Raw genomic sequence first — 26,156 nt, forward strand, 5'->3', positions numbered from 1 at the left:
GCAGGACCTAGTTCCCCTGTTTCGGGATGACAGCTGCATCATCGCGTCAGCACATCCAACAGCTCAGATTGAACCTTAGAATTTCTGACCAGATGCGTCTTTTTTCAGCCATTCGATGAGGACTTCTTCTCTCGTCCGTTTGATTCTGTCAATATCTTCCGGAGTCCAGTTGTACAAGCCCGTGCCGGTCTTAGCGCCCAAGTTTCCTTCGTCGACGCATTTCTTCATAACATCGGAAGCTTCCTTGTCGTCAGCCAGGTCGGCATTCAAGTAAGCGGAGATGTTGTAGAAGATATCGAGACCGCCGAAGTCAGCCGTTTCGATCGGGCCCGTTACGCCTAAGCGGCGGCCGATGCTGTATTTGCAGATGGCGTCGACAGCTTCTGCCGTAGCGATGCCTTCTTTTACGCAGTGCAGGGCTTCACGAAGCAGAGCAAACTGGAGGCGGTTGCCGACGAAGCCCGGAGCTTCTTTCAGCAGCGCAACCGGTTTTTTGCCGATTTTTTCCATGAGCTTCCATGTAATGTCGACAGTTTCCTGGTTCGTCTTAGCGCCCGGAACGATTTCAACCAACGGAATCAGATGAGGAGGATTCCAGAAGTGAGCGACGACGAAGCGTTCGGGATGATCCAAAGCGGAGGCAACTTCTGTCGGGGACAAGCCGGAAGAGTCCGTAGCAAAGATAACGTCGGGACCTAAGTAGGATTCCATTTCTTTGTAAACGGCTTTTTTGATATCCAGGTCTTCTGCGACCGATTCGATAACGAAATCAGCGTTGGCAGCAGCGTCTTTCAGCGTCGTGACGCCGTGAATGCGGCTGAGGAGGCCTTTTTCTTCTTCTTCCGTCAAGAGGTCGTTCGCTTTCATAACGTCCAATGTGAAGTGGATATTTTTCATAGCCCGTTCGATACTGGCATCTTTACGACCGAACATGTTGACTTCGTAACCGCTCTTTGCAAAAGCAATCGCCGTGCCGAAACCCATCGTTCCGCAACCGAGGTTGCAAATCGTCTTAATGTCTTCGAATTTTTTCATGTGTTTTTACCTTCCTTCTCTTGTGTATTTTTAATTTTTACTAACTCTTACTAAACTACACTCTGCTCTCTACTATAATCTTAGACTGCAAACGGAATGAATGTCAAGCCGAAGATCATGATAAGAGCCAAAACGATGAAGGCTACGAAGCTGTAACCAACGAAATCCTTGAATTCCAAGCCGCAGACTGCCATGAACGGTACGGCAAAGAACGGCTGAACCAGAGCAGTCAAGTCGCCGCCGAACATGTAGGCGATAACGGTCTGCGCGTCGGGAACGCCCAATGCCTTGCCAGCAGGAATAAGGAACGGAGCTTCGATAACCCACTTGCTGCCGCCGGACGGAATGAAGTAGCTGATGATACTGCTCAGGATAGCAGCGATAGCCGGGAAGGTCGTCGTCGTGCTGAAGGAAATAACCCAAGCGGCGATCGTATCGACGAGGCCCGTAAATTTCATGATACCGAAAATACCAGCATAGAACGGGAACTGGAGGATAACGCCCCAGGCTGCCGGCGTGGAAGCCTTAACAGCTTTCAGCATAGCTGCCGGAGAACCGTACAGCCAGATGATCAAGGTCAGGAACAGGAAGTTCAAGACGTTGATGTCCAAGGATTGACCGAGGATAAAGAAATGATAGAACAGGTACGCCAGGAACATGAGGCCGATGATGTAGGAGCACCACGGTTTGTACGTAACCCATTCGCTCGGCGTCTTGATTTCCACTTTCGTATCTGCAGCAGGCGGATCGATTTGAGCCAGAGCCGGATTCCACTGAGAAATGGATACCATTTTTTCCTTGTTCTTAGGCTGAAGTACGAAGCCGAAGAGGACGAGGATAGCGATGATGGAAGCTGCTGTCAAAATCAGGTTGTACGGATGGAAGATAGTCATGGAAATAGGAATAACGCCCATTTCTTTGACCATGAAGTGGTCAGCCGTAGCGACGAGCAGCGGAGCCGAACCGGAAAGACCCATGTGCCAGATGAAGAACGGCGTCCAGCCGGCGCCGCACAGATAGCGGTAGTCGATGGCAATGCCTTTGCGTTCAGCCTGGACAGCCAGGTTCTTACAAATCAGGGCGGCGAATACTAAGCCGAAGCCCCAGTTCAAATAGTAGCCAATCGTGGAAAGGATGACGCAGTATACATATACGCCAGTAGGAGAATTAGGTTTGCTGCAGGCCGAGGAAATGAGGCGCGTGCAGATAGGCGTCGTTGCCAATGCATAGCCCGTAATAACGATTAAGGACATCTGCATGGAGAATGCCAGCAAGGTCCAGAAACCTTTGCCCCAGGCGATAACCGTTTCGAAGGGGCTGGCCGGCGTGAAGATAAGTGCTAAAATAAATGCGACAATAGTAAGAATTAAAGCGATAACATACGAATCAGGTACCCATTTTTGGGCAAAGTCGGTAAAATAATCAGTAAATTGCTTCTTTTGAGTAGACATACTCATTTCTCCTTTCTTTGTTTTATTGTGACACCTTTCACCTAATACGGCGGTCTTCCGCCTTTCCTTCAGAAGACTGCCTTTTCTCCTAATATGCTACACTGTTATTATACCCTGTTTTATATTGAATAACAGTTAGAATTAATAGACTATATTGACCAAATAAACGAAAAATTGAATTCACTTAATTCATATTTAAATTTTAACGAATCACATTGAATACTCTTAAATATTTGTCAATTATTTTCTCGTTATATCATAAAACTGATATATTTTCCCTCCTATCTGCCGAAACAGCGCTGTGTACTGCGCCTTACTGCAAAAAAAATATCTCTATATATAGTGCCCTGCATGCTTCTTGACTACGGAGATGGCATGCTGTGGAAAGGCAAGAAATCTTTTGACTATACAGGAATATTTCGTTTTGTAAATTATTTTTGTACTGCATATTATTTTATGCGACAAATATGCAATGCGACAGGCATACGGTTTGTTCCTAACGTAACAAACCGCCCCCTGCTGACAGACAGGAAGCGGTTCACTGAGAATGGACTATTTCTTCTCCATATTTTTCTTTAATTGTTCTAGTACTTTCTTAGCCTTTTGACGGCGGTTCCAATACCACAGGCCGCCGTATACGATGACGACGATAACAATCAGGACCGTCAGCCGGCCGGCGTTGTCTTCCAACATCACAACGTCGTGCCCGACGACGACTTCTACGGCGACGGAAGGCAGCTTGCCGATCAGCGTGCCCAGTATATAATCGCGGTAGCTGATGCTGCTCAGCGCCCCCAGAGCCGTAATCAGCCCGTTCGGCGAGTACGGCAGGGCCCTGGCGACGGCCATGGATTTCAGCGTGCTGTATTCATCCAGCTTGCTGAGCATGCGGCTCTTTTCAATGAGCTCCTTCGCTTTATGGCGAAACAGCGTCCGCATGAAAAAGAAGCTGATGACGACGCCGATCGTCTCGGCCAGCCAGGAAACGACCGTCCCGGCGGCGATGCCGAATAAGACGCCGTTAGCCGCTGAAATGAAGATAGACGGCAGGAACCCGACGATATTGATGACGATGTCGATGATCATGCTGACGACGACGGCCCATACGCCGAAGGAGCGCAGGTACTCAATCGTCCCGTCTAAATTGCCGCTGACGGACAATTCCCATACGGTGCGGTAAAAGTCGGGTATCAGCAGGTGGATGCCGCCTAATACGCCGACCAGCAGGGCGAAGAATATGATTTTTATATGTGTTTCCGACAAGGTAGCAGCGTGTTTCATGGCCTTATCCTTTACGTTCCCGTACGGTCACAATCGTACGGCTTCTAATCCGGTCGTGCTTTAATTTCGTCAAATACATGGAGCCGCCGACAATACAGAGGCCGCCGGCTATCGTCATAGCCGTCAGCATTTCGTCGAAGAAGACGAAGCCCCACAAGGCGTTGAACACGACGGCGATATACGCGACGAAGCTGACGACGACAGGATTGCCGTAGGCGTAGGCGTCGGTCATCCAAATCTGAGCGACGACGGTGATAATGCCTAACGCAATATACAACAGCCATTCCTTGCCGTTCGGCATCTGAAAGTCAAAGCCCATGAGAATCGCGCCGGCCACGGCCGCGCAAAACAGAAAATAAAAGACGATTTCGTACTGATGATGCCGCCCCGACCCGGTCAGCTTGCTGATCGTCGTATAGGCCATAGCGGCAAACAAAGCCTGGGCCAGCACGAACAGGGAATACACATTAAACGACGAGAAATTCCACGGCCGTACGACCAGGCAGGCGCCGACGACGATGACGACCAAAGGCAGTCCCGCCCCCTTCGGCATGACTTCCTTTAAGAATATAGCCGCAAATATCATGACGAAAAACGCCGACAGCTGGGATAAAATCGATACGTCGGCCAAGGGCATGCCCCGCAGGGCATAGAAAATGCAGATCATGCCGGCGCCGCCGACGACGCCGCGAAACCACAGCGTCGGACGGTCGTACTTGGAAAAATGGATATGCTGGGCCTTCATGAGCGCCAAAATGAGCAAGGCGCTCAGAAAGCCGCGGAAAAACGATATTTCTCCCGTACTCATCGTATAGGACAATTCCTTGACGATGACGTTTTGAAGACTGAATGCCAAGGAAGACAATATCATGTAAATGACGCCTTTACTCATACAACTTCTCTTACCTCTTCCCCATGAAACAAGGCTCACGCCCGGCTGTGAATCGCGTCGACGAAGGCGAGGACGGCTTGTTTCATATCTTCTTTCTCAATGGAGCTGCCGAAGCGGACGGGCTTATTCCGCAGTTCTGCCAGCGGCTTAGGCAGGGCCATGCCCGTTACGGCGGCGATTTCAAGAAGCTCGTCGAAGGCATCGTCGTGCTTAGGCAAGGCCAGCGCCTGGCAGATGACCGGCGGGAACTTATAGGGATGTGCCGTCGCCATGACGACGGTATGGCGGCCTTCGCACAGCCCCTGTCTGCGGCGGTTCATGTATACGCCGTAGGCTACGGCCGTATGGGGGTCCAAAAGATATCCGTAATCGTTGTACACGTGGTTGATGACGGCTTCCGTTTCGCCGTCGTCGATCCAGCCGCCTTCAAATTCCCGGCGGAGCTGGGCCAATTCTTCTGCCGATACGGCCATTTTTCCCGTTTCAGACAAGTCCTTTTCCCACTGCGCAACCTTTTCCGCATCCTGCCCGGCGACATAAAACAGGAACCGTTCAAAGTTACTGGACAGGAGAATATCCATGGACGGGCTGTCTGTCGTAAAGAACTGGCGGTTCATATCGTACACGCCCGTTTCAAAGAAATCGGCCAGGACCTTATTCTTATTGGAAGCGCAAATCAGCTTGCCGATGGGAACGCCCATCTTCTTGGCAAAATATCCGGCCAGGATATTGCCGAAGTTGCCTGTCGGCACGACGACGTCAAAGATTTCCCCTTCGGAAATCGCGCCGTTGTCGACGAGGGATACGTACGTCGAGACGTAATAGGCGACCTGCGGGAAGAGGCGGCCAATGTTGATAGAATTGGCGCTGGAAAACAGCACGCCCTTTTCGTCAGCATAGGCGTTGACGCCGGGGTCGACGAAAACCCGCTTCAAAAAGCTCTGGGCGTCGTCGAAGTTACCGTAAATCGCCGACACGTTGACGTTATTCCCTTCCTGCTTCTGCATCTGCTGCTTCTGCATAGGGCTGACGCCTTCGCTGGGATAGAAGACCATGATATTCGTGCCTGCCACGTCCTTGAAGCCTTCCAGAGCCGCTTTCCCCGTATCGCCGCTCGTCGCCGTCAGAATCAGTATATCCCGGTCTTCCTTTTCCTGGGCCTTCGCCGCCGTCAGCAAGTACGGGAACAAGGACAGTGCCAGGTCTTTGAAGGCCAGCGTGCGGCCGTGGAACAGCTCGGAAATGCTGACGTCCGTATCGATGGAATGAAGGGGCACGATGCGTTCGTCCCGGAAGGTGTGTTCATTATAGGCCGAGGCGATCATGGCGTCGCGTTCTTCGTCCGTAAAATTCGTAAAGAAATATGACAAGACGACAGAGGCGATTTCCTGATACGATTTTCCCGCTAAGTCCTTGTACTGCAGCACCTGTTCCGGAAAGGTTTCCGGAACGTACAGGCCGCCGTCCGGCGCAAGGCCGTGAAGCAGGGCGTAGGACGGAGCTACGCAGGTATTGGAGCGTGTACTTCTGAATTTCATGTATATCTTCCCCCTTTTATCTAAGCAAAGCTGGTATCAGGCCAGTATATCATGAAGCAGGCTTATACGACCTGGAACAAATAAAATTTAAGATAATCCGTCTCCGGCACGTTCCACAAAATCGGATGATCCGGCGACTGCTGGCGGCCTTCAATCTGCCGCAGATGGACGCCGGCGTCCTTCGCCGCGTCGCGGAGCATGCGGCGGAACAAGTCGTCGCGCATGAAATGGGAGCACGAACACGTGGCGAGATACCCGCCCCGCGGCAGGAGCTTCATGGCTTTCAGGTTGATTTCCTTATATCCCCGTATGGCGTTGTGCACCGTATGGCCCGACTTCGTAAAGGCCGGCGGGTCGAGGATGATGAAATCGTAATCGCGGCATTTCTGCTCGGCCATTTCCGTAAGCAAGTCGAATACGTTAGCCTGTTTAGCTGTCACAATCTGTTCCAGCCCGTTGCGGCGGATGTTTTCATTGGTCATGGCGACGGCTTCTTCCGATACGTCGACAGCCGTAACGGATGCGGCCCCGCCCTTCGCGGCGTTGAGAGCAAAAGCCCCCGTATGGGTAAAGCAGTCTAATACATGGCGGCCGGCGGCGATTTTAGCCACGGCCAGGCGATTGTATTTCTGGTCGAGGAAAAATCCCGTCTTCTGGCCGTTTTCCACGTCTACGTCATACAAGACGCCGTTCTCATTGATCGTCGTCACGGGACTGCCCGGCTGCGGCAGAAAATCGGCTTCATACCAGCCCTTATACTGGGCCATGCCGTCGAGCTCCCGCACCTTGACGTCGTTGCGCTCATAAATGCCGCGGACGGAAACGCCCATAGCAGCCAGCTCGTCGACGAGGGCCTTGAAGATCACCGGCTTGACCTGATCCATGCCGTAGCATAAAGTCTGCGCCACCAATATGTCGTTATACCGGTCGACGGTCAGGCCCGGCATTTGGTCGGCGTCGCCGAAAATCAGGCGACAGCAGGAAAAATCAGTCGGCCCCATGACGGTATAGCGGTACTGGAGGGCGTATTTGACGCGTCGCTGCCAAAAGGCGTCGTCGAAGCGGTCGTTGGCGTTGTCCGATACGATGCGGATGCGGATTTTCGATATGTCGTTGGCAAAGCCCGTTCCCAAATACCGGTCCTTCTGGCTGTAGACATCGACGATATCGCCCGTCGCATACACGCCGTCTACGCGGGTGACTTCCTCGCCGTAGACCCAGGGATGGCCGCTGCGGGCAGCCATTTCCCCTTTTCGGGTTATATATAGTTTAGCGTACGGTCTCACTAGAATCTCCTTTATAAAATATAATGGCTCAGGTCGACGTTCTGGACGACGTCGTTCAGCTTGCCGGCAACGAAATCGCTGTTGACGACGATGTGGTGCTCGTCCACATCCGGCGCTTCAAAGGCGACGTCCTCCAGGATTTTTTCCAGCATCGTATGGAGGCGGCGGGCGCCGATATTTTCCGTTTCCAAGTTGACGCGGTGGGCGTATTCGGCAATGGCGTCGATGCCGTCGTCAGTGAATTCCAGCTCTACGCCGTCTGTCGACAACAGGGACGTATACTGCTTGACGAGGGATTGGTTCGGCTCGGTCAGAATCTTACGGAAATCGTCGACCGTCAGGGACTGAAGCTCTACGCGGATAGGAAAGCGGCCCTGCAGTTCCGGGATGAGGTCGCTGGGCTTCGATACGTGAAAAGCTCCGGCGGCGATAAACAAGATGTGGTCCGTCTTTACCGGGCCATACTTCGTATTGACCGTCGCCCCTTCGACGATAGGCAGGATATCGCGCTGTACCCCTTCACGGGATACGTCCGGTCCGCCGCCGCGGTTCTTTTCGGCAATCTTATCGAATTCGTCGATAAAGACGATGCCGGCCTGTTCCGTCGCTTCGATGGCCTTGTCGACGATGACGTCCATGTCGAGACATTTTTCCAGCTCTTCATCCTTGAAGATTTCCCGGGCTTTCGCTACGGTCATCTTCTTTTTCTTCTTCTTTTTCGGCATGATGCTGCCCAGCATTTCCTGGAAGTTGCTGGTCAGCTCTTCCGTCGAATTGCCCGTCAAGATGCCCTGTATTGCCCGTTCCTGTTCGCGGACCTCTACTTCGATTTCCCGGTCGTCCATCTTATGGGCGCAAATGTCTTCGTACATCTTCTGCCGGCGGTCCGACTTCGGTTCTTCGAGCTGCTTCGGCTGGTCTGCTTCTTCCGTTTCCTCTTCGCTGGAGAAGAAGATATCCATCGGATTGGCTACCTTTTCCTTAATAGCCGTCTTCTTCGGCCAGAAAACCTGCAGGATGCGCTTATTGGCTTCTTCTTCGGCCTTGGCTTCATAGCGCAGGCATTCCTGCTCCTGGACCATGCGGATGGCATTGGCTACGAGGTCGCGGATGATCTGTTCGACGTCGCGGCCTACGTATCCGACTTCCGTATATTTCGTCGCTTCGACCTTGATGAAAGGAGCGCCGACAAGCCGGGCCAGGCGGCGGGCAATTTCCGTCTTGCCGACGCCTGTCGGGCCGATGAGCAGGATATTTTTCGGAATAATTTCATCCTGCATTTCTTCGTTCAGCCGCTTGCGGCGCCAGCGGTTGCGCAGGGCGATAGCTACGGATTTCTTCGCTTCTTTCTGGCCTACGATGTATTTATCTAGTTCTGCGACAATTTGCTTCGGTGTCAATTCGATTTCGTTCATGTCATTCCCTCTTCTTTAGTTGTTATATTTCTTCTACGATGACGTTGTGGTTAGTATACACGCAGATATCGGCGGCGATGTGCAGCGATTTTTCTGCAATATCGCGGGCCGACAGGTCTGTGTTCTGCATCAGGGCCCGGGCTGACGCCAAGGCGTAGTTGCCGCCGGAGCCGATAGCCGAAATGCCGTCGTCGGGCTCGATGACTTCGCCGTTGCCGGAAATCAGGAGAATGCGCTGGCTGTCGGCTACGAGGAGCAGCGCTTCCAGCTTGTGCAGTATTTTATCGGAACGCCAGTCCTTGGCCAGTTCTACGGCGCTGCGGACGAGATTTCCGTTGTATTCGTTCAGTTTTTCTTCAAAATGGTCAAACAAGGTAAAGGCGTCGGCGACAGATCCGGCAAAGCCGCTGATGATCTTGCCGTGGTACAGGCGGCGTACCTTCTGGGCCGTGCCCTTCATAATGACGGCATTGCCCATCGTCACCTGGCCGTCGCCGGCAATGGCCGTCTTGCCGTTGCGCTGCACGGCGACGATAGTCGTCGCGTGAAATTCTGTAGACATCATATCAGACATTCTCTATCTTCTCCTTCATCACTTCAATTTCTTCCAAAGCCCGCTGCGCCAGCATAGCGTTCTTTTCCTTCTTTTTCATGCGCTTCTTGATGCCCAGCGGTTCCATAAGGCCGAAGTTGATATTCATGGGCTGGAAATTATCGTTCGGGCCGCTGGAAATATACTGGCTCAGGCCGCCGATAGCCGTGCGGCGCGAAAAGGTCAGGCAGTCCTTCCCTTCCAGCAGGCGGGCGGCGTTGATGCCGGCCAGCAGGCCCATGGCCGCCGATTCCAAATACCCTTCGACGCCTGTCAGCTGACCGGCGAAAAAGATGTTCTGATTGCGGCGGTACTGCAGCGTCGGTTCCAGAAGCTCCGGTGAATTGATATACGAGTTGCGGTGCATGACGCCGTAGCGGACGAATTCCGCCTGTTCCAATCCGGGAATCATGGAAAAGACCCGCTTCTGCTCGCCGAATTTGAGATGCGTCTGGAAGCCGACGATATTGTACAGCGTCGCGCTGCCGTTGTCCTGCCGCAGCTGAACGACGGCGTAGGGCATTTCACCCGTATCGGGCAGCTCCAGGCCGACGGGCTTCATGGGGCCGTAACGCATCGTGTCGACGCCGCGGGAAGCCATGATTTCAATGGGCATGCAGCCTTCGAAGACGTTGTCGTTCTTTTCGAATTCGTGCAGTTCGGCGCATTCGGCCGTCGTCAGGGCCTGCCAGAAGGCTTCGTATTCTTCCTTCGTAAAGGGGCAGTTCAAATAATCGGCCCCGCCCTTGCCGTACCGCGCCGCCCGATAGACCTTGCTCATATCCAGCGAGTCGACGGTGACGATGGGAGCCGCGGCGTCGTGAAAATGGAAGTAATCGGCGCCGGTCATAGCCCGTATCGTTTCGGCCATGGCGTCACTGGTCAGCGGCCCCGTGGCGACGATGCAGATCTGGTCGTCCGGCAGCTCCGTAATTTCTTCATTTCGTATCGTAACGAGAGGATGGTTCCGCAGCCGGTCCGTTACGAACTGGCTGAACGGCACGCGGTCTACGGCTAAGGCTCCGCCGGCAGGCACGCGGTGCGTATCAGCCGATTCCATGATGATGGAGCCGAGACGGCGCATTTCCTCCTTCAGCAGCCCGACGGCGTTTTCTATGTTGGCGGCGCGCAGCGAATTGCTGCACACCAATTCTGCAAATAATTCCGTATGATGAGCCGGCGACGATTTGACGGGCCGCATCTCTGCGAGCTCGACGGGAATGCCCCGCTTCACCAGCTGCCATGCCGCTTCGGAGCCGGCAAGTCCCGCCCCGATGACAAGTACGCTATTCTTCATTGATGGCTTCACCCTTCTTATGATTTTCACACTCTGCGTTGCTGCAGAAGATTTTATCCGGTCCTTTTTTATAATGCTTGACGACCATGATGCTGCCGCAGACAGGACATTTTTTATCGATAGGCTGGTTCCACAGGACAAAATCGCAGTTAGGGTATTCGCTGCAGCCGTAGAACACGCGGCCCCGTTTCGATTTGCGCTTGATCAGGCTTCCTTGGCCGCACTTGGGACAGGTAATGCCCAAATCCTCGACGATAGCCTTCGTATTGCGGCATTCGGGGAAATTAGAACAGGCCAGGAACTTGCCGAAGCGGCCGAATTTATATACCATCGGCGCGCCGCAAAGCTCGCAGACCTGACCGGAATCCTGACCGGCTACGGCTACCTTTTCCATCTGCTGCTCCGCCACATCCATTTCCGGCTTAAACACGTCGTAAAATTCCTGCAGGACGTGCGTATACGTGTCCTTTCCCTGTTCGATATCGTCCAGCTCTTCTTCCATATGAGCCGTAAAGCCGACATTGATGATGCGCTCGAAATACTTTTTCAGCAAGTCGACGATAATGACGCCCAATTCCGTCGGGATAAACTGCTTATCCTTCTTTTCCACATAGTTGCGGTTTTGAATCGTATCCATAATCGGCGCGTACGTACTCGGCCGGCCGATGCCCTTTTCTTCCAGCGTCTTGATGAGGCTGGCTTCGGTATAGCGGGCCGGCGGCTGCGTGAAGTGCTGCACAGGTTCTACAGTCTGATTATGAACGACGGAACCTTCCTCGATGTGCGGCAGCTCCGAGAGGGTCTTATCTTTTTTCGCGTCTTCGTACAGCTCCGTAAAGCCTTTAAACAAAACTTTATATCCGGCAGCCCGCAGCTCATATATGCCGCTGGCGATGCTGATAGCCATGTGCTCCGTTTCCACGGCTTCCATCTGGCTGGCCAGGAAACGGTTCCAAATGAGAGTGTACAGCCGCAGCTGGTCCCGCGTCAGGAACGGCGAGACGACGTGCGGCGTCAGCTCCAGCGACGTCGGGCGAATTGCTTCGTGGGCATCCTGGCTGGACTGCTTCGTCTTGTATACGCGGGCCTTTTCCGGCACGTATTCCTTCCCGTACGTCGACATGATGAAATCCCGGGCCGCCTGGACCATGTCGTCGTTGATGCGCGTCGAGTCCGTACGCATGTACGTAATCAAGCCCACGTGGCCCTGTTCGCCGATATCCAGGCCTTCATACAGCTGCTGGGCCAGCATCATCGTCTTCTTCGCGCCGAAATTCAGCTTGCTGACACATTCCTGCTGCATCGTCGACGTCGTAAAGGGCGGCTGGGGCTGGCGCTTGCGCTTCCGCTTCTCTACCTTGACAATTCGGTCCGGTTCATGACCTTCTTCGCCGCGCTGTTCCCACTGCAAATCGGCGGCAATCTTCTGGGCCATGTCCCCATCGCTGATCTTGGCCTTTTCACCGTCGATTTTCACCAGCTCTGTCGTAAGGACCAGACCCTGCCCAGTCTTGTACGTTCCGCCGACAGTCCAGTATTCTTCCGGCACAAAGGCCTTGATTTCTTCTTCGCGCTCGCAAATGAGACGAACGGCCACAGACTGCACACGGCCGGCGCTCAGCCCCTTGCAGACCTTTTTCCACAGCAGGGGGCTCAGCTTATACCCTACGATGCGGTCCAGGACGCGGCGGGCCTGCTGGGCGTCGACCTTCTTCAAATCGATGGGCTTCGGGTCTTCCATGCCGGCCAACACGGCCTTCTTCGTAATTTCGTGGAACATGACGCGGCAGGCGTCCTTCGGGTCGATTTCCAGCAAATGAGCTAAGTGCCAGGAAATCGCTTCGCCTTCGCGGTCCGGGTCAGTCGCCAGATATACTTTTTTAGAACGGATGAACTCGTCCTGCAGCTCTTCAATGAGCTTGCGCTTATCCCACATATTCGTATACGACGGCGTAAACCCGTCTTCGATATTGACGCCGAACTGATTGCGCGGCAAATCGCGGAGATGGCCGCGGCTGGCCATTACCTTATACGAGCTGCCTAAAAAGCGTTCAATCGTCTTGGCCTTGGCCGGCGATTCCACGATAACCAGATTTTTGGCGTTTTTCGGCAAGGGGTCCATTTTTTTCAGCGGCTTCTTTTCCGGCAGATTTACGGTCCCATTAATAACCATCTTTTCGCCGTCGTCTTTCTTCTTGCGGCCCCGCTTCTTTTTCTTCGTATCGTCAATAATAATCGTTCGTTTAATCGGAAATTCCAGCATATATCTCCATCCTAACTTCCCTGCCGGCATTTAAGCCGGATTTTCTGTACAAGCTAACACTTAGCAACAAATCTATTTTAAAATAATACACTATTCCGACGGGCCTTTCAAGGTTTGACCTTAGGATATACCTATTCTGCAGGACAATACGTATTCCCATAAAGGGCTGGCAGCGACAAAATTTAAAGGGCGGATCCCTTGCGGACTTTTTAAAATTACCGTATACTAAAAGCATACAAAATTCGTATACAAAAGGAGACGATACGTATGAACCACTATGATGTCATCGTCATTGGCACCGGCGCTGCCAATATTATTACCGACGCGGCCCAGCGGCAGGGCCTGCGCATCGCCGTCGTCGAACGGGACCGCTTCGGCGGCACCTGTCTGAACCGCGGCTGCATCCCTACGAAAATCATGGTCACGGCGGCCAACGTCGTCCGGGAAATGGAGGAAGCGCGCCGCATCGGCGTCTATGCCGACAACGTGCGCATGGACTGGGACGTCATCACCCGCCGCCTGTGGCATAAAATCAACGAAAACAGCGCGATCAAGGACTATTACGCCGCCTTCCCGAACGTCGACGTCTACGAAGGCACGGCGTCCTTTACGGGCCAAAAGAGCCTGCATATCGCCATGAACGACGGTACGGCCCAGGACATCAGCGGCGACAAGATTTTCATCGGCGTCGGCGCCCGTACCAATATCCCCGACCTTCCCGGCCTGGAAGAAACGGGCTACCTGACATCGGAAACGCTGTTCGGCAGCAAATATCCGAAACGGCCCTACGACAGCCTGCTCATCATCGGCGGCGGCCCTATCGGCTGCGAATTCGCCCACGTGTTCAACGCCGCCGGCACCAAGGTCACCATCGTCCAGCGCAACGTCCGCCTGCTGCCTAAGGAAGACGAAGATATTTCCGCCTTTATTTTGAAGCAGCTCACCAACCACGGTATTTCCGTCCGCCTCAATCAGACGACCCTTTCCGCCTCGGTCAAGGACGGCAAAAAATGCCTGACCGTACAGGATAAAGCGACGGGAGAGACGACGGAATTGTACGCCGACGAAATCCTCGTCGCGCCGGGCATCCGCCCCATGACGGACCTCCTTCATTTGGAACATACAGACGTACGCACCGACAGCCGCGGCTTCATCATGACCAATGAATTCCTCGAAACCAGCGCCGAAGGCATCTGGGCCATCGGCGACGTAAACGGCCAGGCGCCGTTCCGACACAAGGCCAATCACGAAGCGGAAATCTTATCGCACAATCTCTTCTCCGACGTACTGCCCGAACAGTGGCGCTGGGTTCATTACGACATCGTCCCTGCCGTCACCTTCACCTATCCCGAAGCAGCCCACGTCGGCCTCAGCGAAGCCGACGCCCGCAAGAAAGGCTATGACGTCGAAATCGCTGTAAATCATTATTCCGCTTCGGCCAAAGGATACGCCATGGGGCTGGAACCGGGCGACGATGACGACGGATTCGTCAAGCTGGTGATCGACAAGAAAACGAAGTATATCCTGGGAGCTCATATTATCGGCCATGAAGCGTCTATCCTGATTCAGCCCTTCGTCAATCAGCTGACCTGCGGCTTCCATACCATCGCGCCGCTTCACGAGGACATTGCCTCGCCGACGGCCCAAGCGCTGCGAGCCCTGCCGTTGACCAGAAATCTGGCCCCGAATCCCGTCTACACCCTCAGCGAAACGATGACGCCTCATCCAGCCTTGTCGGAAGTTACCATGTGGACGCGGTATTATTACGAAAAGAAATGACGATACCTGTATCATTTCCCATTCAGCATATAGAAAAAGCAGAGGCATGGCGCTTCTGCTTTTTCTATATATACAATATATTTATGCCTTTACTCCTGCTAACTTCGCCGGATCCATGGCGGCGTCGAACTGCTCGCCTGTAACCCAGCCGCTGGCAACGGCCGATTCACGCAGCGTCAGCCCTTCCTTCGCCGCAGTCTTGGCGATCGTGCAGGCCTTGTCATAGCCTACGAGGGGTACGAGGCCCGTAACGAGGATCAGAGACTGATGCAGGTTGTAGTCGATTTTTTTGAGATTCGGCTGAATGCCGACGACGCAATGCTTGCAGAACGAATCCATGACGTCGCTCAGAATACGGATAGACTGCACCATGTTGTAGGCGATTACCGGCATGAACACGTTGAGCTCAAAGTTGCCCTGGCTGGCAGCAATGCCGACGGTCGCGTCGTTGCCCATGACCTGTACGGCTACCATGGTCATAGCTTCGCACTGCGTCGGGTTTACCTTCGACGGCATGATAGAGCTGCCCGGTTCATTTTCCGGAATGGTGATTTCGCCGATGCCGCAGCGGGGGCCAGACGCCAGCCAGCGCACGTCGTTGGCGATTTTCATCAAATCGCAGGCCAGTGCCTTCAGCATGCCGTGAACGACGACGAGCTCGTCCTTACTGGTCAGGGCGTGAAATTTATTCGGCGCCGTATGGAACGTTTCACCCGTCAGCTTGCTGAGTGTTTCGGCAAACCTTACGTCGTATCCTGCCGGGCAGTTGATGCCCGTGCCGACAGCCGTGCCGCCCATGGCCAGATCGCGAAGGAAATCAATGCCCCGTTCCAGCATTTCCTTATTGCGTTCGATCATGCGGGCCCAGCCGCTGAACTCCTGTCCCAAGGTAAGGGGCGTAGCGTCCTGCAGGTGGGTGCGGCCAATCTTAACGATGCCGGCGTACTCTTCCGCCTTGGCGTGGAGCGCATGGTACAGCGTGTCCATGGCCGGGAACAGCTGACGCTTGATGAGCAGGAGCGACGCTACGTGGAGCGACGTAGGGAATATATCGTTGGAGCTCTGCGAATGGTTGACGTGGTCGTTCGGATGAACGTTGACGTTTTCTCCCTGTTCCTGCAACAGCTGCATGGCCCGGTGCGCGATGACTTCGTTCATGTTCATGTTGAACTGCGTGCCGCTGCCGGTCATCCATACGGCCAAGGGGAAATTGCCGTCCAATTTGCCGGCCAAGACGTCGTCGCAGGCAGAGGCAATGGCGTCGGCCCTGTCGCCGTCTACGGCACCCAGCTCCTTATTGACTAAGGCGGCCGTTTTCTTTAAATAGGCAAATACCGTCACCAATTCAGCTGGAATCTTTTCCGTGCCGATTTGGAAATTTTCAAAGCTCCGCTGCGTCTGGGCCCCCCACAATTTATCGGCAGGCACCTTCACTTCTCCCATCGAGTCTCTCTCTATGCGATATTCCATGTTCGTATCCTCCTGTCTATCCCGTAAAAACGGGCATGATACATATCATATGTTTTTATGAAAAAGGCTCCCCGCAGGGAGCCTTGCTTCGTCTTACGCTCTGTCTCAACAGACTGCAGACGTTTCTTACTGTAAATGCTTCAAGCCCTTCGCGCCGATGTCGCTGCGGACCTGCTGGCCGTCGAAGTGGATAGCCGCGACGTGACGGTACGCTTCGTCAATAGATTCCTTCAGCGTCGGGGCTACAGCCGTCACGCCGAGGACGCGGCCGCCGTTCGTCACGTACTGGCCGTCCTTCTTAGCCGTGCCGGAATGGAATACCATAGCCGTATCGTCGAGGGCGTCCAAGCCGGAAATGACGTCGCCTTTATGGGAAGACGCCGGATATCCAGCCGAGGCCATGATAACGCAGCACGCCGAAGCGTCTTTCCAGGCTACCATATCCTTCGTCAGCGTCCCCTGCGTGCAGGCGTACATGATTTCCGCCAAATCGCCGTCAAGGAGAGGCAGTACAGCCTGCGTTTCAGGATCGCCGAAACGGCAGTTGAATTCGACGACCTTCGGGCCGTCGGCCGTAATCATGAGGCCGGCGTATAAGCAGCCCTGATATACGATGCCTTCCTGAGCCAATCCGTCTACGACGGGGCGGAGGATTTTTTCTTCTACTTCCTTCACCAGTTCAGGCGTCATGACCGGAGCCGGAGCGTATGCGCCCATGCCGCCCGTGTTCGGGCCTTCGTCGTTGTCGAAGATGCGCTTGTGGTCCTGAGCCGAAATCATGGGAACGATAGTCTTGCCGTCGACAAAAGCCAGCAGGCTCGCTTCTTCGCCGACCATGCATTCTTCGACGACGATGCGGCCGCCTGACGCGCCGAAGATGTGGTCTTCCATCATAGCGTTAACCGCTTCTACGGCTTCTTCTTCCGTCTGGGCGACGACGACGCCCTTGCCGGCAGCTAAGCCGTCGGCCTTGACAACGATGGGAGCGCCCTGTTCATGAATATATTTCTTTGCCGCTTCCCCATCGGTAAAGGTTGCGTACGCCGCCGTCGGAACATGGTATTTTTTCATGATGTCCTTAGCAAAGGCCTTAGAGCCTTCCATCTGCGCGGCAGCCTTGTTCGGGCCGAATACGGCCAGCCCCTTAGCCTGACAAATATCTGCCAAGCCTTCCGTCAGGGGAACTTCCGGACCGACGACGAGCATGTCGATTCCTTCGCCGCAGCAGTATACGGCGATTTTTTCCAAATCCGATACGGGGATGTCGATGCATTCGGCAATTTCCGCCATAGCGGCGCTACCGGGGATAGCGTATAATTTTTCAACGGTTTTGCTCTGCGCCAGCTTCCAGGCCAGGGCGTGTTCGCGGCCGCCGCTGCCGATCACTGCTACTTTCATTATTTCGCAGCTCCTTTCGCAACCTGGCCGGCCAGGTATTCGGCAATGGCCGTGTCGTATACGGCCGTATGATGGAACGCTTCCTGCGCCAGTTCCAAACGGTATTCGTCGCTGAATTCGCCGTCTTTGCGGAGGATGTCGATGATTTCGCCGTATTTAGCCGGATTCGTAACGATAGCTACGTACTTATTGTTCTTAGCCGACGCCCGGACCATGCAGGGGCCGCCGATATCGATGTTTTCAATGGCTTCGGCCAGCGTGACGTCCGGTTTGGCAATAGTCTGCTGGAAGGGGTACAAGTTGACGACAACCAGATCGATCGGCGTAATGTCGTGGTCTTTCATGGCCTGGACATGTTCCGGATTGTCGCGGACGGCCAAGATAGCGCCGTGGATTTTCGGATTCAGCGTCTTGACGCGGCCGTCCATCATTTCCGGGAAGCCCGTAACGTCCTGTACGGCCATGACCGGTACGCCGGCTTCTTTCAGAGCCCGCATCGTGCCGCCTGTAGAAATGATTTCAACGCCCATATCGGCCAGAGCCTTGCCTAATTCGACGACGCCCGTTTTATCGGATACGCTGATGAGCGCGCGTTTAACCTTCATGATAATTCCTCCTTATGCTTGCGTGCCTTTGACGACGCCGCCTTCAATGCGGAGCTTGTCGTCGCAGAACAGAGAAACGGCTTTGATAAATGTAGGATGTTCCTTCGTCAAGATACGGGCCGCCAGCGTATCTTCCGTGTCGTCGTCCATAACGGGGACAGACGACTGCAGAATAATCGGGCCGGCGTCCATATCGGGAACAACGAAGTGAACGGTGCAGCCGGCAATTTTTACGCCCGCTTCCAAAGCCTGGCGCTGGGCGTGCAGGCCGCGGAAGGACGGCAGCAGTGCCGGATGGATATTTATGATTTTATGTTCGTAGCGGGAAATGAAATCGCCGCTGAGAAGCCGCATAAACCCGGCCAGGCAGATGACGTCGGCCTGATACGGCGCAATCTGGTCGAGAATAAATTGTTCAAATTCCGCCTTGGAGCCAAACTGCTTGCGGTCTGCCAGGATAACCGGCACACCCCATTCCCTGGCCCGGTCCATGACAGGCGCGCCGGGAATATCGCAGACCAGCGCCTTGACTTCGGCATTAATGGCGCCGGCTTCCACGGCGTCATGCAGGGCGACGGCATTGGAGCCGCGGCCCGAAGCAAAGATGACCATGCGCTTCTTAGTCATTGAACGCGCCTCCCTGCAGCGTGACCGGCACATCCGAATCGACGACCTTGCCGATGACATAGGCCTTTTCGTCCCGTTCAGCCAGGTTAGCCATGACGGCGTCGGCGTCTTTTGCGTCGACGATCATGATCATGCCGATGCCCATGTTGAAGGTACGGTACATTTCGCGCTTGTCTACGTTGCCCCATTTCTGGAGAAGGCCGAAAATCGGCAGCTGCGACCACGACGTCACGTCGATTTCCACGCCTACGCCCTTTGGCAGCACGCGGGGAATATTTTCATAGAAGCCGCCGCCTGTAATGTGCACCATGCCCTTAACGTCGAAATTACGGATAATGGGCAGGCACGGTCTTGGATAGAGGCGCGTCGGCGTGAGCAGGCATTCGCCGATGGTCATGCCCAATTCGTCGACGTATTGGTCGAGCTTCATGTTCATCCGTTCAAAGACGATCTTGCGGACCAGCGAAAAGCCGTTGGAATGGACGCCTGTCGACGGAAGGCCGATGAGGACGTCGCCGGCCTTGATCGTTTCGCCTGTAATGACTTTTTCACGGTCGACGATGCCGACGCCGAAGCCGGCCAAGTCGTAATCGTCCTTCGCATAGAAGCCAGCCATTTCAGCCGTTTCGCCGCCGAGGAGGGCGCAGCCCGATTCCTTGCAGGCATTGGCGACGCCTTTTACGATCGTCGCTACCTGTACGGGATCCAGCTTGCCTACGGCGATGTAGTCCAGGAAGAACAGCGGCTCCGCCCCTTGGACGAGAATATCGTTAATGGACATGGCTACACAGTCCTGGCCGACCGTATCATGCTTGTCCATCATGATAGCCAGGCGCAGCTTCGTGCCTACGCCGTCGGTACCGCTTACTAGAATTGGATTTTTTATCTCGCTGTTCATGAGAGAAAAGAGGCCGCCGAAGCCGCCGAGATCGCCGAGGACTTCCGGGCGGTACGTCGCTTTGACCGAATCCTTCATGAGTTCTACTGCTTTGTTGCCGGCATCGATATCTACGCCGGCGTCTGCATAGGTTAATCCTTTATTTGTGTTCGAGAGCATATTTTTCTCCTTCCTCATTCGCCGTGGGAATGGCCGTCGGGTAGTCGTTGTTGAAGCAGGCTAGACACATATCTTCCCGCGGAATATTCGAAATAGCACGGCTCAGGCCTTCGATGGAAATGAAATGCAGCTTGTCTACGCCGATGTATTTCTGTATCTGTTCTACGTTGAGAGTCGACGCGATGAGTTCCTTGCGGACCGACGTGTCGATGCCGTAGAAGCAGGGATATTTAATCGGCGGCGCCGATACGCACATGTAGACTTCCTTCGCTCCGGCTTCGCGCAGGAGCTTGCAGATAATGCCGCTCGTCGTGCCGCGGACGATGGAATCGTCGACCATGACGATGCGCTTGCCCTTTACGACGGATTTGACGACGTTCAGCTTCATGCGCACAGCCAGTTCGCGCTGCTTCTGATTCGGTTTGATGAAGGTACGGCCCATGTAGCGGTTTTTGATGAGGCCGTGGCGGAACGGAATGCCCGAAGCCTGGGAATAGCCGATAGCCGCCGTGTTGCCGCTGTCCGGAACGGAAATGACCAGATCAGCGTCGTACTGCGTTTCATTCCACATTTCCTTGCCCATATTCAGACGGGCCTGGTATACGTCCTGTCCGTCAATAGTGCTGTCCGGACGGGCAAAATAAATATATTCAAAGGAACAGATTTGTTTGCGGTCTACTGTTGCAAAGATTCTCGATTTTACGCCTTGTTCCGTAATTTCTACGAATTCGCCGGGCTGTACGTCGCGGACAAAGGTCGCACCGATAGCGTCGAGAGCGCACGTTTCCGACGCCAATACCCAGCCGCCGCCGTCGGTCCGGCCGATGCACAGCGGACGGAAGCCGTAGGGATCGCGGGCGCCGTACAATTTATCCTTGGTCATCAGCACGAGGGAATAGGCTCCGCCGAGACGGTTCATGCTTTCCATGATGCGTTCTTCCATCGTTTCCTTCTGGCTGCGGCTGATCAGGTTGACGATGATTTCGCTGTCCATGGTCGTCTGGAAGATGGCGCCGTTTTTATCCAGCTCTTCCCTCAGGGCGCGCGTATTAGTCAGGTTTCCGTTGTGAGCCAGCGCCAGCTGTCCCATAGGCGTATACACGGCCAACGGCTGGATATTGCGGGGATTATTGGAGCCTGTCGTCGAATAGCGGACGTGGCCGATGCCGATGGGGCCGCCTTCTTCGTCGGGAACGCCTTTTTCAAATACTGAGCTGATAAGGCCCATGCCGCGGTAGGTGTGAATATCTACGCCGTCGGTCAAGGCCATGCCGCCGCTTTCCTGTCCGCGGTGCTGCAGGGCGAACAGCCCCCAGTAAATGTAGCGGGGAATATCCAGAGTTTTGTCAAAAATACCTAATACGCCGCATTCTTCATGCTGCTTATCCCAAATCGGATCGTAAAACATGAAAACCTCCTGTTTGCTAAATGCTGAAAATTTGGATTACATCGCCTGTACGGCTTCTTGAATCTTTTTGTTCTTTTCCATGACCTGGTTCGCCATGTCTTCGCGGTAGGCTTTGTATTTTGCAGCCAACGCCGGATTGCTGACCGCGCCGATCTGCAGAGCCAGCAGGGCCGCGTTTTTCGCGCCGTTTACGGCCATCGTCGCTACAGGCATGCCCGACGGCATCTGCACGATAGCCAGCAGGGCGTCCATGCCCTTCAGGCTGCCGCTTTCCAAAGGCACGCCGATAACCGGCAGCGTCGTAAAGCTGGCGACGACGCCAGGCAGATGAGCCGCCATGCCGGCGCCGGCGATGATGACGCTGATGCCCCGTTCTTCCGCGCCGGAGGCAAAGTCCCGCACGGCAGCCGGCGTCCGGTGCGCCGAAGCCAATAAAACTTCGTACTCTACGCCAAATTCTTTCAACACATCAACCGCTTTTTTCATGATCGGAAAATCTGAATCGCTTCCCATAATAATGCCGACCTTCAAAAAAATCCCTCCTTAGAATAAGTAAAACCCAAAAGTGAGGCAATCACCTTTGGGTTTATTCACTTAGACGCACTGCTGCATTGCCCGTTTACAAACCGCTTCACTATCAGTCCATAAAGCAATGTCCATAGCGCATCTCCTTATTGAATCATAACTTATCAAAATACACCTAGATTTTACCAAAAACGCCTATACGTGTCAATCGTTTATCTTGCCGATAATCTCGCTGATATGGGAAATTCCCATCTTTTCGCAGTACGCGTCCATACCTTTGGCAATTTCTTCTACGGCGCAGGGATTGACGAAGTTATATGCCCCTACGGCGACGGCGCTGGCGCCGGCCAGCATAAACTCGACGGCGTCCTGCCACGACGCGATGCCGCCTAAGCCCAGGACGGGAATCTTCACGGCGTTGGCAACCTGCCATACCATGCGCAGGGCCACGGGCTTTACGGCCGGACCGGATAAGCCGCCCGTAATATTTCCTAACAGAGGCTTCTGCGTATAGATGTCGATAGCCATACCTGTCAGCGTATTAATGAGCGATACGGCGTCGGCTCCGGCGTCTTCCACGGCTTTGGCCATGACGGTAATATCCGTAACGTTCGGCGACAGCTTCATGATGACCGGCTTGCTCGTGTGATCCTTGACGCTGCGGGCTACCGACGCGGCGGCCTTCGGGTCGGTGCCGAAGACGATGCCTCCCTCTTTGACGTTCGGACAGGAAATGTTGACTTCCAGGGCCGCGACGCCGTCTACGTCGAGCTTTGCAGCCAATTCGCCGTATTCTTCCGCCGTACCGGCCGAGATATTGACGATGAGCGGCGTACTGTGACGGCTTACTTCCGGCAGGATATCCCGCTTAAAAGCGTCTACGCCGGGATTTTCCAGGCCGATGCAGTTCAGCATGCCTGCCGGCGTTTCGGCGACGCGCACGCCCGGATTGCCCGGCCGCGGCAAAGGCGTAATGCCCTTGGATATAATAGCGCCGATGTTGTCAATGTCGAGGAAGTCGGCGTATTCCAGGCCGAAGCCGAAGGTTCCCGAAGCCCCCATGACCGGCGTTTTCATAGAAATGCCGGCAAAGTTCACAGCTATGCGTTCCTTGTTCATCAGAAAACCTCCTTCGCCGGGAATACAGGGCCGTCGGCGCAGACCTTATAGCGCTTGCCGCTCAGCTTGCTTTCAAAGGTACAGCCGAGACATACGCCGATGCCGCAGGCCATCCGTTTTTCCATGGAAACCTCGCAGGCAACGCCGGCCGCGTCGGACGCTTCGGCAATGGTCTGCATCATGACCGTCGGGCCGCACACCGACACGCGGTCGATTGGATTTTCAGCAAAAATCGCCGGCAAAGCGTGGACGGCAAATCCCTTGATGCCCAGCGAGCCGTCGTCGGTCGTCACGTAAATCTTTTCCGCATAGGGTTCAAAAAACTTCGTCCAGAACGTTTCCGCCGCCGTCTTACCGGCTACGAGCACGACGGGCTTATCCAGCTTCTTGGCCAGGAAAATAAGCGGAGCCAAACCGACGCCGCCGCCGACGAGGAGCGCTTTGCCCGGCGCCGTCGTGAACACGCCTTCGCCCAAAGGGCCTTCGGCGCTGATGACCTCGCCGGCTTTCATGGCCGCCATTTCCTGCGTCCCCGTGCCTACGAGGCGGTAAATGATCGTAACGGCTCCCGTCTCCGCATCGGCGTCGACGATGCCGAAGGGACGGCGCAGGAACGTCTGTCCTCCCTGCTTCTGCATATTGACGAACTGGCCGGGCTTTGCTTCGGCAGCAATCTTCGGCGCATGAAATACCATTTTCCAAACGTCGGAAATAATCGCTTCATTCTGCAAAATTTCCGCGTTTTCCAAAAACTTTTTCACTTGTCCCCATCCTTCCACTATCAGAGTTATTAGTATTGTATCATAGAACGGCATCCAGATAAATACACGACAGGCCGCCTTTTCCGCCTCCGCGGCAATATATACGACAACCCGGCCGCAAAGACGCAGCCGGGCTCGTTGCAGTTTTTTATCCTTTTTGAATGGTAAACCAGAAGGTCACGCCGTCCGCTTCGTTGCGCACGCCGTACTGCTGGCCGTGAAGCTTGACCAGGGCGGCGACGATGCCCAGCCCCAGGCCGTGACCGCCGAAGGTCCGCCGGACGTTGCGGCTTCGCGCCGTATCGACCTTGTAAAAGGGCTCCCAAATGCGGGGCTGGTACTCTTCGGGAATTTGAATCCCCTGGTTATACACGCTTACGACGTAATTCGTTTCCTGCTCTTTACAGCCGACGGCAATCCTGCCGCCGTCAGGCGTGTAATCGATGGCGTTGCTCAGGAAATTGCTGAGAACGATGTCGATTTGCTCCGGATCGCCGTACACCGTCATCTCATCGGGCACGTGCCATTCCATATGGATGCCCTTCTTGTGAATGGCGTTGGCGAAGCGCTCCTTCGCCTCGTCCGTCAGGGCGGCGAAATCAAAGGCCGTCTTCTCTAATTTGAAAGATCCCGTTTCCAGCCGCGACAGGTTCAGAAGGCTCTTGACGAGGTTGTCCATCTTAACCGTCTCGCTTTGGATGACATGACAGTACTTCTGCCGCGTCGCCTCGTCAATGTGCAGGCTGTCCAGCCCTTCGGCATAGCCCTGAATGATCGCCAGAGGCGTCTTCAATTCATGAGATACGGCGAAGATAAAGGACTGGCGCATGTGTTCGACTTCCTTGGCCTTGTCGAGCTGCTTCTGCAGCTCTTCGTTCGACTGCTTCAGTGCCGTCAGGGCTTCGTTCAGCTGATCCGACAGGATATTGAGACTCGTGCCCAGCTCGCCGATTTCATCAGTCCGCTTCCCCTGCCATTTCTTGGTAAAATCCAGATGTGTCATAGCCGCCGACAAGCTCTTGAGCTCCAATAGGGGCCGGGTCATCTTGTTGGTCAGGAGCACCGTGCCGACGGCGGCAATGATAAGCCAGATGATGCCGCAGGTGACGATGAACTTCTGGACGAGGTAAATGCTCTCCTGCATAGGCGCCAGCGGGCAGATCATCAGCAGGTACGCGCCGTCGTCCATACGGGTCACGAGATCGAAATAACGGAAATTATTATCGCGCTCATAAAAACGAACCTTGCCGATCGTCGCCGCGTCGGGCTCCCGGCCGTGCAGTAAATCCGTCAGCTCCCGTATATGCTGCGGCATCTGAGTGTTGGCGTCGTGCTTTTGCGCTTCTGTTTCCTTGCCGACGACGACTACGACGTCGTTTTCATCCATCTTCGGCGGGCTGACCCAGACGCGGCGGCTCGGCCGCGACGAATATACGAGCTGGCTGTCGTCGACGATGAGCACGTCTACGCCGATATTTTGACTGACCATATCGATGGCTTCTTCTCCATTCCGGCCCTGCTCGGCGTAAATGCGGCCGATTTCGCGGCTTGCCTCCATCATGGCGTCTTTTTTGCTTTCGTAAAAATAATGGTTAAACCCGAAACCGATCGCTCCGATAAGGGTCAGGATAAAAAACAGGGTAAAACTGAGGACGTACATGCCCGACTGTACCCGCAGGGACAGGCGCGTCATTTGGCATCATAGCGGTATCCGTAGCCGCGGACGGTTTGAATGTATTTGCCCTTATCGCCCAGCTTAATGCGCAGGCGGTTGATGTGCGTGTCGACAGTGCGCAAATCGCCGTAATAATCGTAATTCCACACCTTGTTGAGAATCTGACGGCGGCTCAGCGCCTTGCCGGCGTTGCTGACCAGATAGGTCAGCAGCTTGTATTCCGTCGGGCTCAAATCGATGTTCTTGCCGTCGAGGACGACCTGGCGCGCGTCCTGGTCAATAGACACGCCGTCCTCAATCTTCTGCACTTCCTGCTCCTTCTGAACGCGGCGCAGGAGGGCCTTAATCTTTGCCACCAGGATTTTCGGGCTGAAGGGCTTAGTAATATATTCGTCGACGCCCAAATCGTAGGCGAAGAGCTGGTCGATTTCCTCGCCCTTGGCCGTGAGCATCATGATGGGCACGGCCGATTCGCGGCGGATTTCGCGGCATACAGTCCAGCCGTCGTAGCCCGGCATCATGACGTCGAGAAGGACCAAGTCGGGATGCTCCTTCTGATACAGCTCCAGCGCTTCCTTGCCGTCGGCCGCTTCGATGAGCTCGTAGCCCTCGGGCTGGAGAAAATCTACGACGAGCTGGCGCATGAGCTGCTCGTCGTCGGCAATCAATATTTTTTCCACTA

General features: G+C 54.6%; 22 protein-coding genes. 1 reads left to right on the forward strand and 21 read right to left on the reverse strand.

Translation table 11 applies throughout. From position 1 onward, the window contains the following. Positions 1-75: 75 nt before the first annotated feature. The 10 genes from B5F80_RS01425 to topA form a co-directional block, all read right to left on the reverse strand. Positions 76-1,035: a 3-hydroxyacyl-CoA dehydrogenase family protein gene (locus tag B5F80_RS01425; protein ID WP_087477034.1), complete on the reverse strand. Its 960-nt coding sequence runs from the start codon at positions 1,033-1,035 to the stop codon at positions 76-78. Positions 1,036-1,115: 80 nt separating this feature from the next. Next, positions 1,116-2,486, reverse strand: coding sequence for a TIGR00366 family protein (locus tag B5F80_RS01430; RefSeq protein ID WP_232818785.1), 1,371 nt, complete (start codon positions 2,484-2,486; stop codon positions 1,116-1,118). 552 nt (positions 2,487-3,038) lie between these two features. Next, positions 3,039-3,767 (reverse strand): VTT domain-containing protein, encoded by a 729-nt coding sequence (locus B5F80_RS01435; protein WP_087477036.1) that lies wholly within the window; start codon positions 3,765-3,767, stop codon positions 3,039-3,041. A 4-nt stretch (positions 3,768-3,771) separates the two neighbouring features. Then, positions 3,772-4,659, reverse strand: a complete 888-nt coding sequence (locus tag B5F80_RS01440) for a DMT family transporter (RefSeq protein WP_087477037.1) — start codon at positions 4,657-4,659, stop codon at positions 3,772-3,774. Positions 4,660-4,694: 35 nt separating this feature from the next. Beyond that, a complete protein-coding gene (gene thrC, locus B5F80_RS01445; RefSeq protein WP_087477038.1) occupies positions 4,695-6,197 on the reverse strand; it encodes a threonine synthase in 1,503 nt (500 codons plus the stop codon). Between the two features lie 62 nt (positions 6,198-6,259). Further along, positions 6,260-7,483: a class I SAM-dependent rRNA methyltransferase gene (locus B5F80_RS01450; protein WP_158099943.1), complete on the reverse strand. Its 1,224-nt coding sequence runs from the start codon at positions 7,481-7,483 to the stop codon at positions 6,260-6,262. 11 nt (positions 7,484-7,494) lie between these two features. Beyond that, the gene (hslU, locus tag B5F80_RS01455; RefSeq protein ID WP_087477040.1) at positions 7,495-8,898 is read right to left on the reverse strand and encodes an ATP-dependent protease ATPase subunit HslU; all 1,404 of its coding nucleotides are present in this window, start codon (positions 8,896-8,898) and stop codon (positions 7,495-7,497) included. A 22-nt stretch (positions 8,899-8,920) separates the two neighbouring features. After that, positions 8,921-9,460, reverse strand: coding sequence for an ATP-dependent protease subunit HslV (hslV, locus tag B5F80_RS01460; protein WP_198643487.1), 540 nt, complete (start codon positions 9,458-9,460; stop codon positions 8,921-8,923). 4 nt (positions 9,461-9,464) lie between these two features. Then, a complete protein-coding gene (gene trmFO / locus B5F80_RS01465) occupies positions 9,465-10,787 on the reverse strand; it encodes a methylenetetrahydrofolate--tRNA-(uracil(54)-C(5))-methyltransferase (FADH(2)-oxidizing) TrmFO (RefSeq protein WP_087477042.1) in 1,323 nt (440 codons plus the stop codon). Beyond that, entirely contained in the window at positions 10,777-13,050 is a 2,274-nt protein-coding gene (gene topA, locus B5F80_RS01470) for a type I DNA topoisomerase (RefSeq protein ID WP_087477043.1), read from the reverse strand. Before topA ends, trmFO begins: the two co-directional genes overlap by 11 nt. Before the next feature lie 267 nt (positions 13,051-13,317). On the opposite strand from topA, the gene B5F80_RS01475 reads away from it, so the two are divergent. After that, positions 13,318-14,829: an FAD-dependent oxidoreductase gene (locus tag B5F80_RS01475; RefSeq protein WP_087477044.1), complete on the forward strand. Its 1,512-nt coding sequence runs from the start codon at positions 13,318-13,320 to the stop codon at positions 14,827-14,829. 81 nt (positions 14,830-14,910) lie between these two features. Here the strand turns inward: B5F80_RS01475 and fumC are convergent, their stop codons facing one another. The 11 genes from fumC to B5F80_RS01530 all read right to left on the reverse strand — a co-directional run bounded on the left by fumC (position 14,911) and on the right by B5F80_RS01530 (position 26,154). Beyond that, positions 14,911-16,299: a class II fumarate hydratase gene (gene fumC, locus B5F80_RS01480; protein WP_087477045.1), complete on the reverse strand. Its 1,389-nt coding sequence runs from the start codon at positions 16,297-16,299 to the stop codon at positions 14,911-14,913. A gap of 126 nt (positions 16,300-16,425) precedes the next feature. Then, positions 16,426-17,697 carry a phosphoribosylamine--glycine ligase gene (purD, locus tag B5F80_RS01485; protein ID WP_087477046.1) on the reverse strand — a complete coding sequence of 424 codons (1,272 nt, stop codon included), beginning with the start codon at positions 17,695-17,697 and terminating at the stop codon, positions 16,426-16,428. Then, positions 17,697-18,302 (reverse strand): IMP cyclohydrolase, encoded by a 606-nt coding sequence (locus B5F80_RS01490; RefSeq protein ID WP_087477047.1) that lies wholly within the window; start codon positions 18,300-18,302, stop codon positions 17,697-17,699. Before B5F80_RS01490 ends, purD begins: the two co-directional genes overlap by 1 nt. Before the next feature lie 12 nt (positions 18,303-18,314). Further along, complete coding sequence (gene purN / locus B5F80_RS01495) at positions 18,315-18,929, reverse strand: phosphoribosylglycinamide formyltransferase (RefSeq protein ID WP_087477048.1); 615 nt, start codon at positions 18,927-18,929, stop codon at positions 18,315-18,317. Further along, positions 18,922-19,986: a phosphoribosylformylglycinamidine cyclo-ligase gene (gene purM / locus B5F80_RS01500; RefSeq protein WP_087477049.1), complete on the reverse strand. Its 1,065-nt coding sequence runs from the start codon at positions 19,984-19,986 to the stop codon at positions 18,922-18,924. Before purM ends, purN begins: the two co-directional genes overlap by 8 nt. Continuing rightward, positions 19,967-21,394, reverse strand: coding sequence for an amidophosphoribosyltransferase (purF, locus tag B5F80_RS01505; protein WP_087477050.1), 1,428 nt, complete (start codon positions 21,392-21,394; stop codon positions 19,967-19,969). Before purF ends, purM begins: the two co-directional genes overlap by 20 nt. A gap of 36 nt (positions 21,395-21,430) precedes the next feature. Then, on the reverse strand, positions 21,431-21,925 hold the full coding sequence (gene purE, locus B5F80_RS01510; protein WP_087477051.1) for a 5-(carboxyamino)imidazole ribonucleotide mutase: 495 nt from the start codon (positions 21,923-21,925) through the stop codon (positions 21,431-21,433). 198 nt (positions 21,926-22,123) lie between these two features. Next, the gene (locus B5F80_RS01515; RefSeq protein ID WP_087477052.1) at positions 22,124-23,038 is read right to left on the reverse strand and encodes a dihydroorotate dehydrogenase; all 915 of its coding nucleotides are present in this window, start codon (positions 23,036-23,038) and stop codon (positions 22,124-22,126) included. Continuing rightward, complete coding sequence (locus B5F80_RS01520; RefSeq protein ID WP_087477053.1) at positions 23,038-23,799, reverse strand: dihydroorotate dehydrogenase electron transfer subunit; 762 nt, start codon at positions 23,797-23,799, stop codon at positions 23,038-23,040. The genes B5F80_RS01515 and B5F80_RS01520 overlap by 1 nt, the downstream gene beginning before the upstream one ends. A 148-nt stretch (positions 23,800-23,947) precedes the next feature. Further along, positions 23,948-25,492, reverse strand: a complete 1,545-nt coding sequence (locus B5F80_RS01525; RefSeq protein ID WP_087477054.1) for a HAMP domain-containing sensor histidine kinase — start codon at positions 25,490-25,492, stop codon at positions 23,948-23,950. Then, entirely contained in the window at positions 25,489-26,154 is a 666-nt protein-coding gene (locus tag B5F80_RS01530; RefSeq protein WP_087477055.1) for a response regulator transcription factor, read from the reverse strand. The genes B5F80_RS01525 and B5F80_RS01530 overlap by 4 nt, the downstream gene beginning before the upstream one ends. Positions 26,155-26,156: the final 2 nt, after the last annotated feature.

This window comes from Megasphaera sp. An286 (assembly GCF_002163455.1).
GTDB classification, from domain to species: Bacteria; Bacillota; Negativicutes; order Veillonellales; family Megasphaeraceae; genus Megasphaera; species Megasphaera stantonii.

What these genes read in the sequence shown, in the direction of transcription:
- purM (WP_087477049.1), bottom strand. Translation starts at nt 19,986, where the DNA reads ATGCTCTCGAACACAAATAAAGGATTAACCTATGCAGACGCCGGCGTA.
- B5F80_RS01490 (WP_087477047.1), bottom strand. Translation starts at nt 18,302, where the DNA reads ATGAAGGTTAAACGCGCGCTCATCAGCGTATCCGATAAAACGGGCGTC.
- purD (WP_087477046.1), bottom strand. Translation starts at nt 17,697, where the DNA reads ATGAAAGTAGCAGTGATCGGCAGCGGCGGCCGCGAACACGCCCTGGCC.
- B5F80_RS01435 (WP_087477036.1), bottom strand. Translation starts at nt 3,767, where the DNA reads ATGAAACACGCTGCTACCTTGTCGGAAACACATATAAAAATCATATTC.
- B5F80_RS01525 (WP_087477054.1), bottom strand. Translation starts at nt 25,492, where the DNA reads ATGACGCGCCTGTCCCTGCGGGTACAGTCGGGCATGTACGTCCTCAGT.
- B5F80_RS01515 (WP_087477052.1), bottom strand. Translation starts at nt 23,038, where the DNA reads ATGAACAAGGAACGCATAGCTGTGAACTTTGCCGGCATTTCTATGAAA.
- B5F80_RS01425 (WP_087477034.1), bottom strand. Translation starts at nt 1,035, where the DNA reads ATGAAAAAATTCGAAGACATTAAGACGATTTGCAACCTCGGTTGCGGA.
- hslU (WP_087477040.1), bottom strand. Translation starts at nt 8,898, where the DNA reads ATGAACGAAATCGAATTGACACCGAAGCAAATTGTCGCAGAACTAGAT.
- B5F80_RS01475 (WP_087477044.1), top strand. Translation starts at nt 13,318, where the DNA reads ATGAACCACTATGATGTCATCGTCATTGGCACCGGCGCTGCCAATATT.
- purF (WP_087477050.1), bottom strand. Translation starts at nt 21,394, where the DNA reads ATGTTTTACGATCCGATTTGGGATAAGCAGCATGAAGAATGCGGCGTA.
- purN (WP_087477048.1), bottom strand. Translation starts at nt 18,929, where the DNA reads ATGACTAAGAAGCGCATGGTCATCTTTGCTTCGGGCCGCGGCTCCAAT.
- thrC (WP_087477038.1), bottom strand. Translation starts at nt 6,197, where the DNA reads ATGAAATTCAGAAGTACACGCTCCAATACCTGCGTAGCTCCGTCCTAC.
- fumC (WP_087477045.1), bottom strand. Translation starts at nt 16,299, where the DNA reads ATGGAATATCGCATAGAGAGAGACTCGATGGGAGAAGTGAAGGTGCCT.
- B5F80_RS01430 (WP_232818785.1), bottom strand. Translation starts at nt 2,486, where the DNA reads ATGTCTACTCAAAAGAAGCAATTTACTGATTATTTTACCGACTTTGCC.
- trmFO (WP_087477042.1), bottom strand. Translation starts at nt 10,787, where the DNA reads ATGAAGAATAGCGTACTTGTCATCGGGGCGGGACTTGCCGGCTCCGAA.
- hslV (WP_198643487.1), bottom strand. Translation starts at nt 9,460, where the DNA reads ATGTCTACAGAATTTCACGCGACGACTATCGTCGCCGTGCAGCGCAAC.
- topA (WP_087477043.1), bottom strand. Translation starts at nt 13,050, where the DNA reads ATGCTGGAATTTCCGATTAAACGAACGATTATTATTGACGATACGAAG.
- B5F80_RS01440 (WP_087477037.1), bottom strand. Translation starts at nt 4,659, where the DNA reads ATGAGTAAAGGCGTCATTTACATGATATTGTCTTCCTTGGCATTCAGT.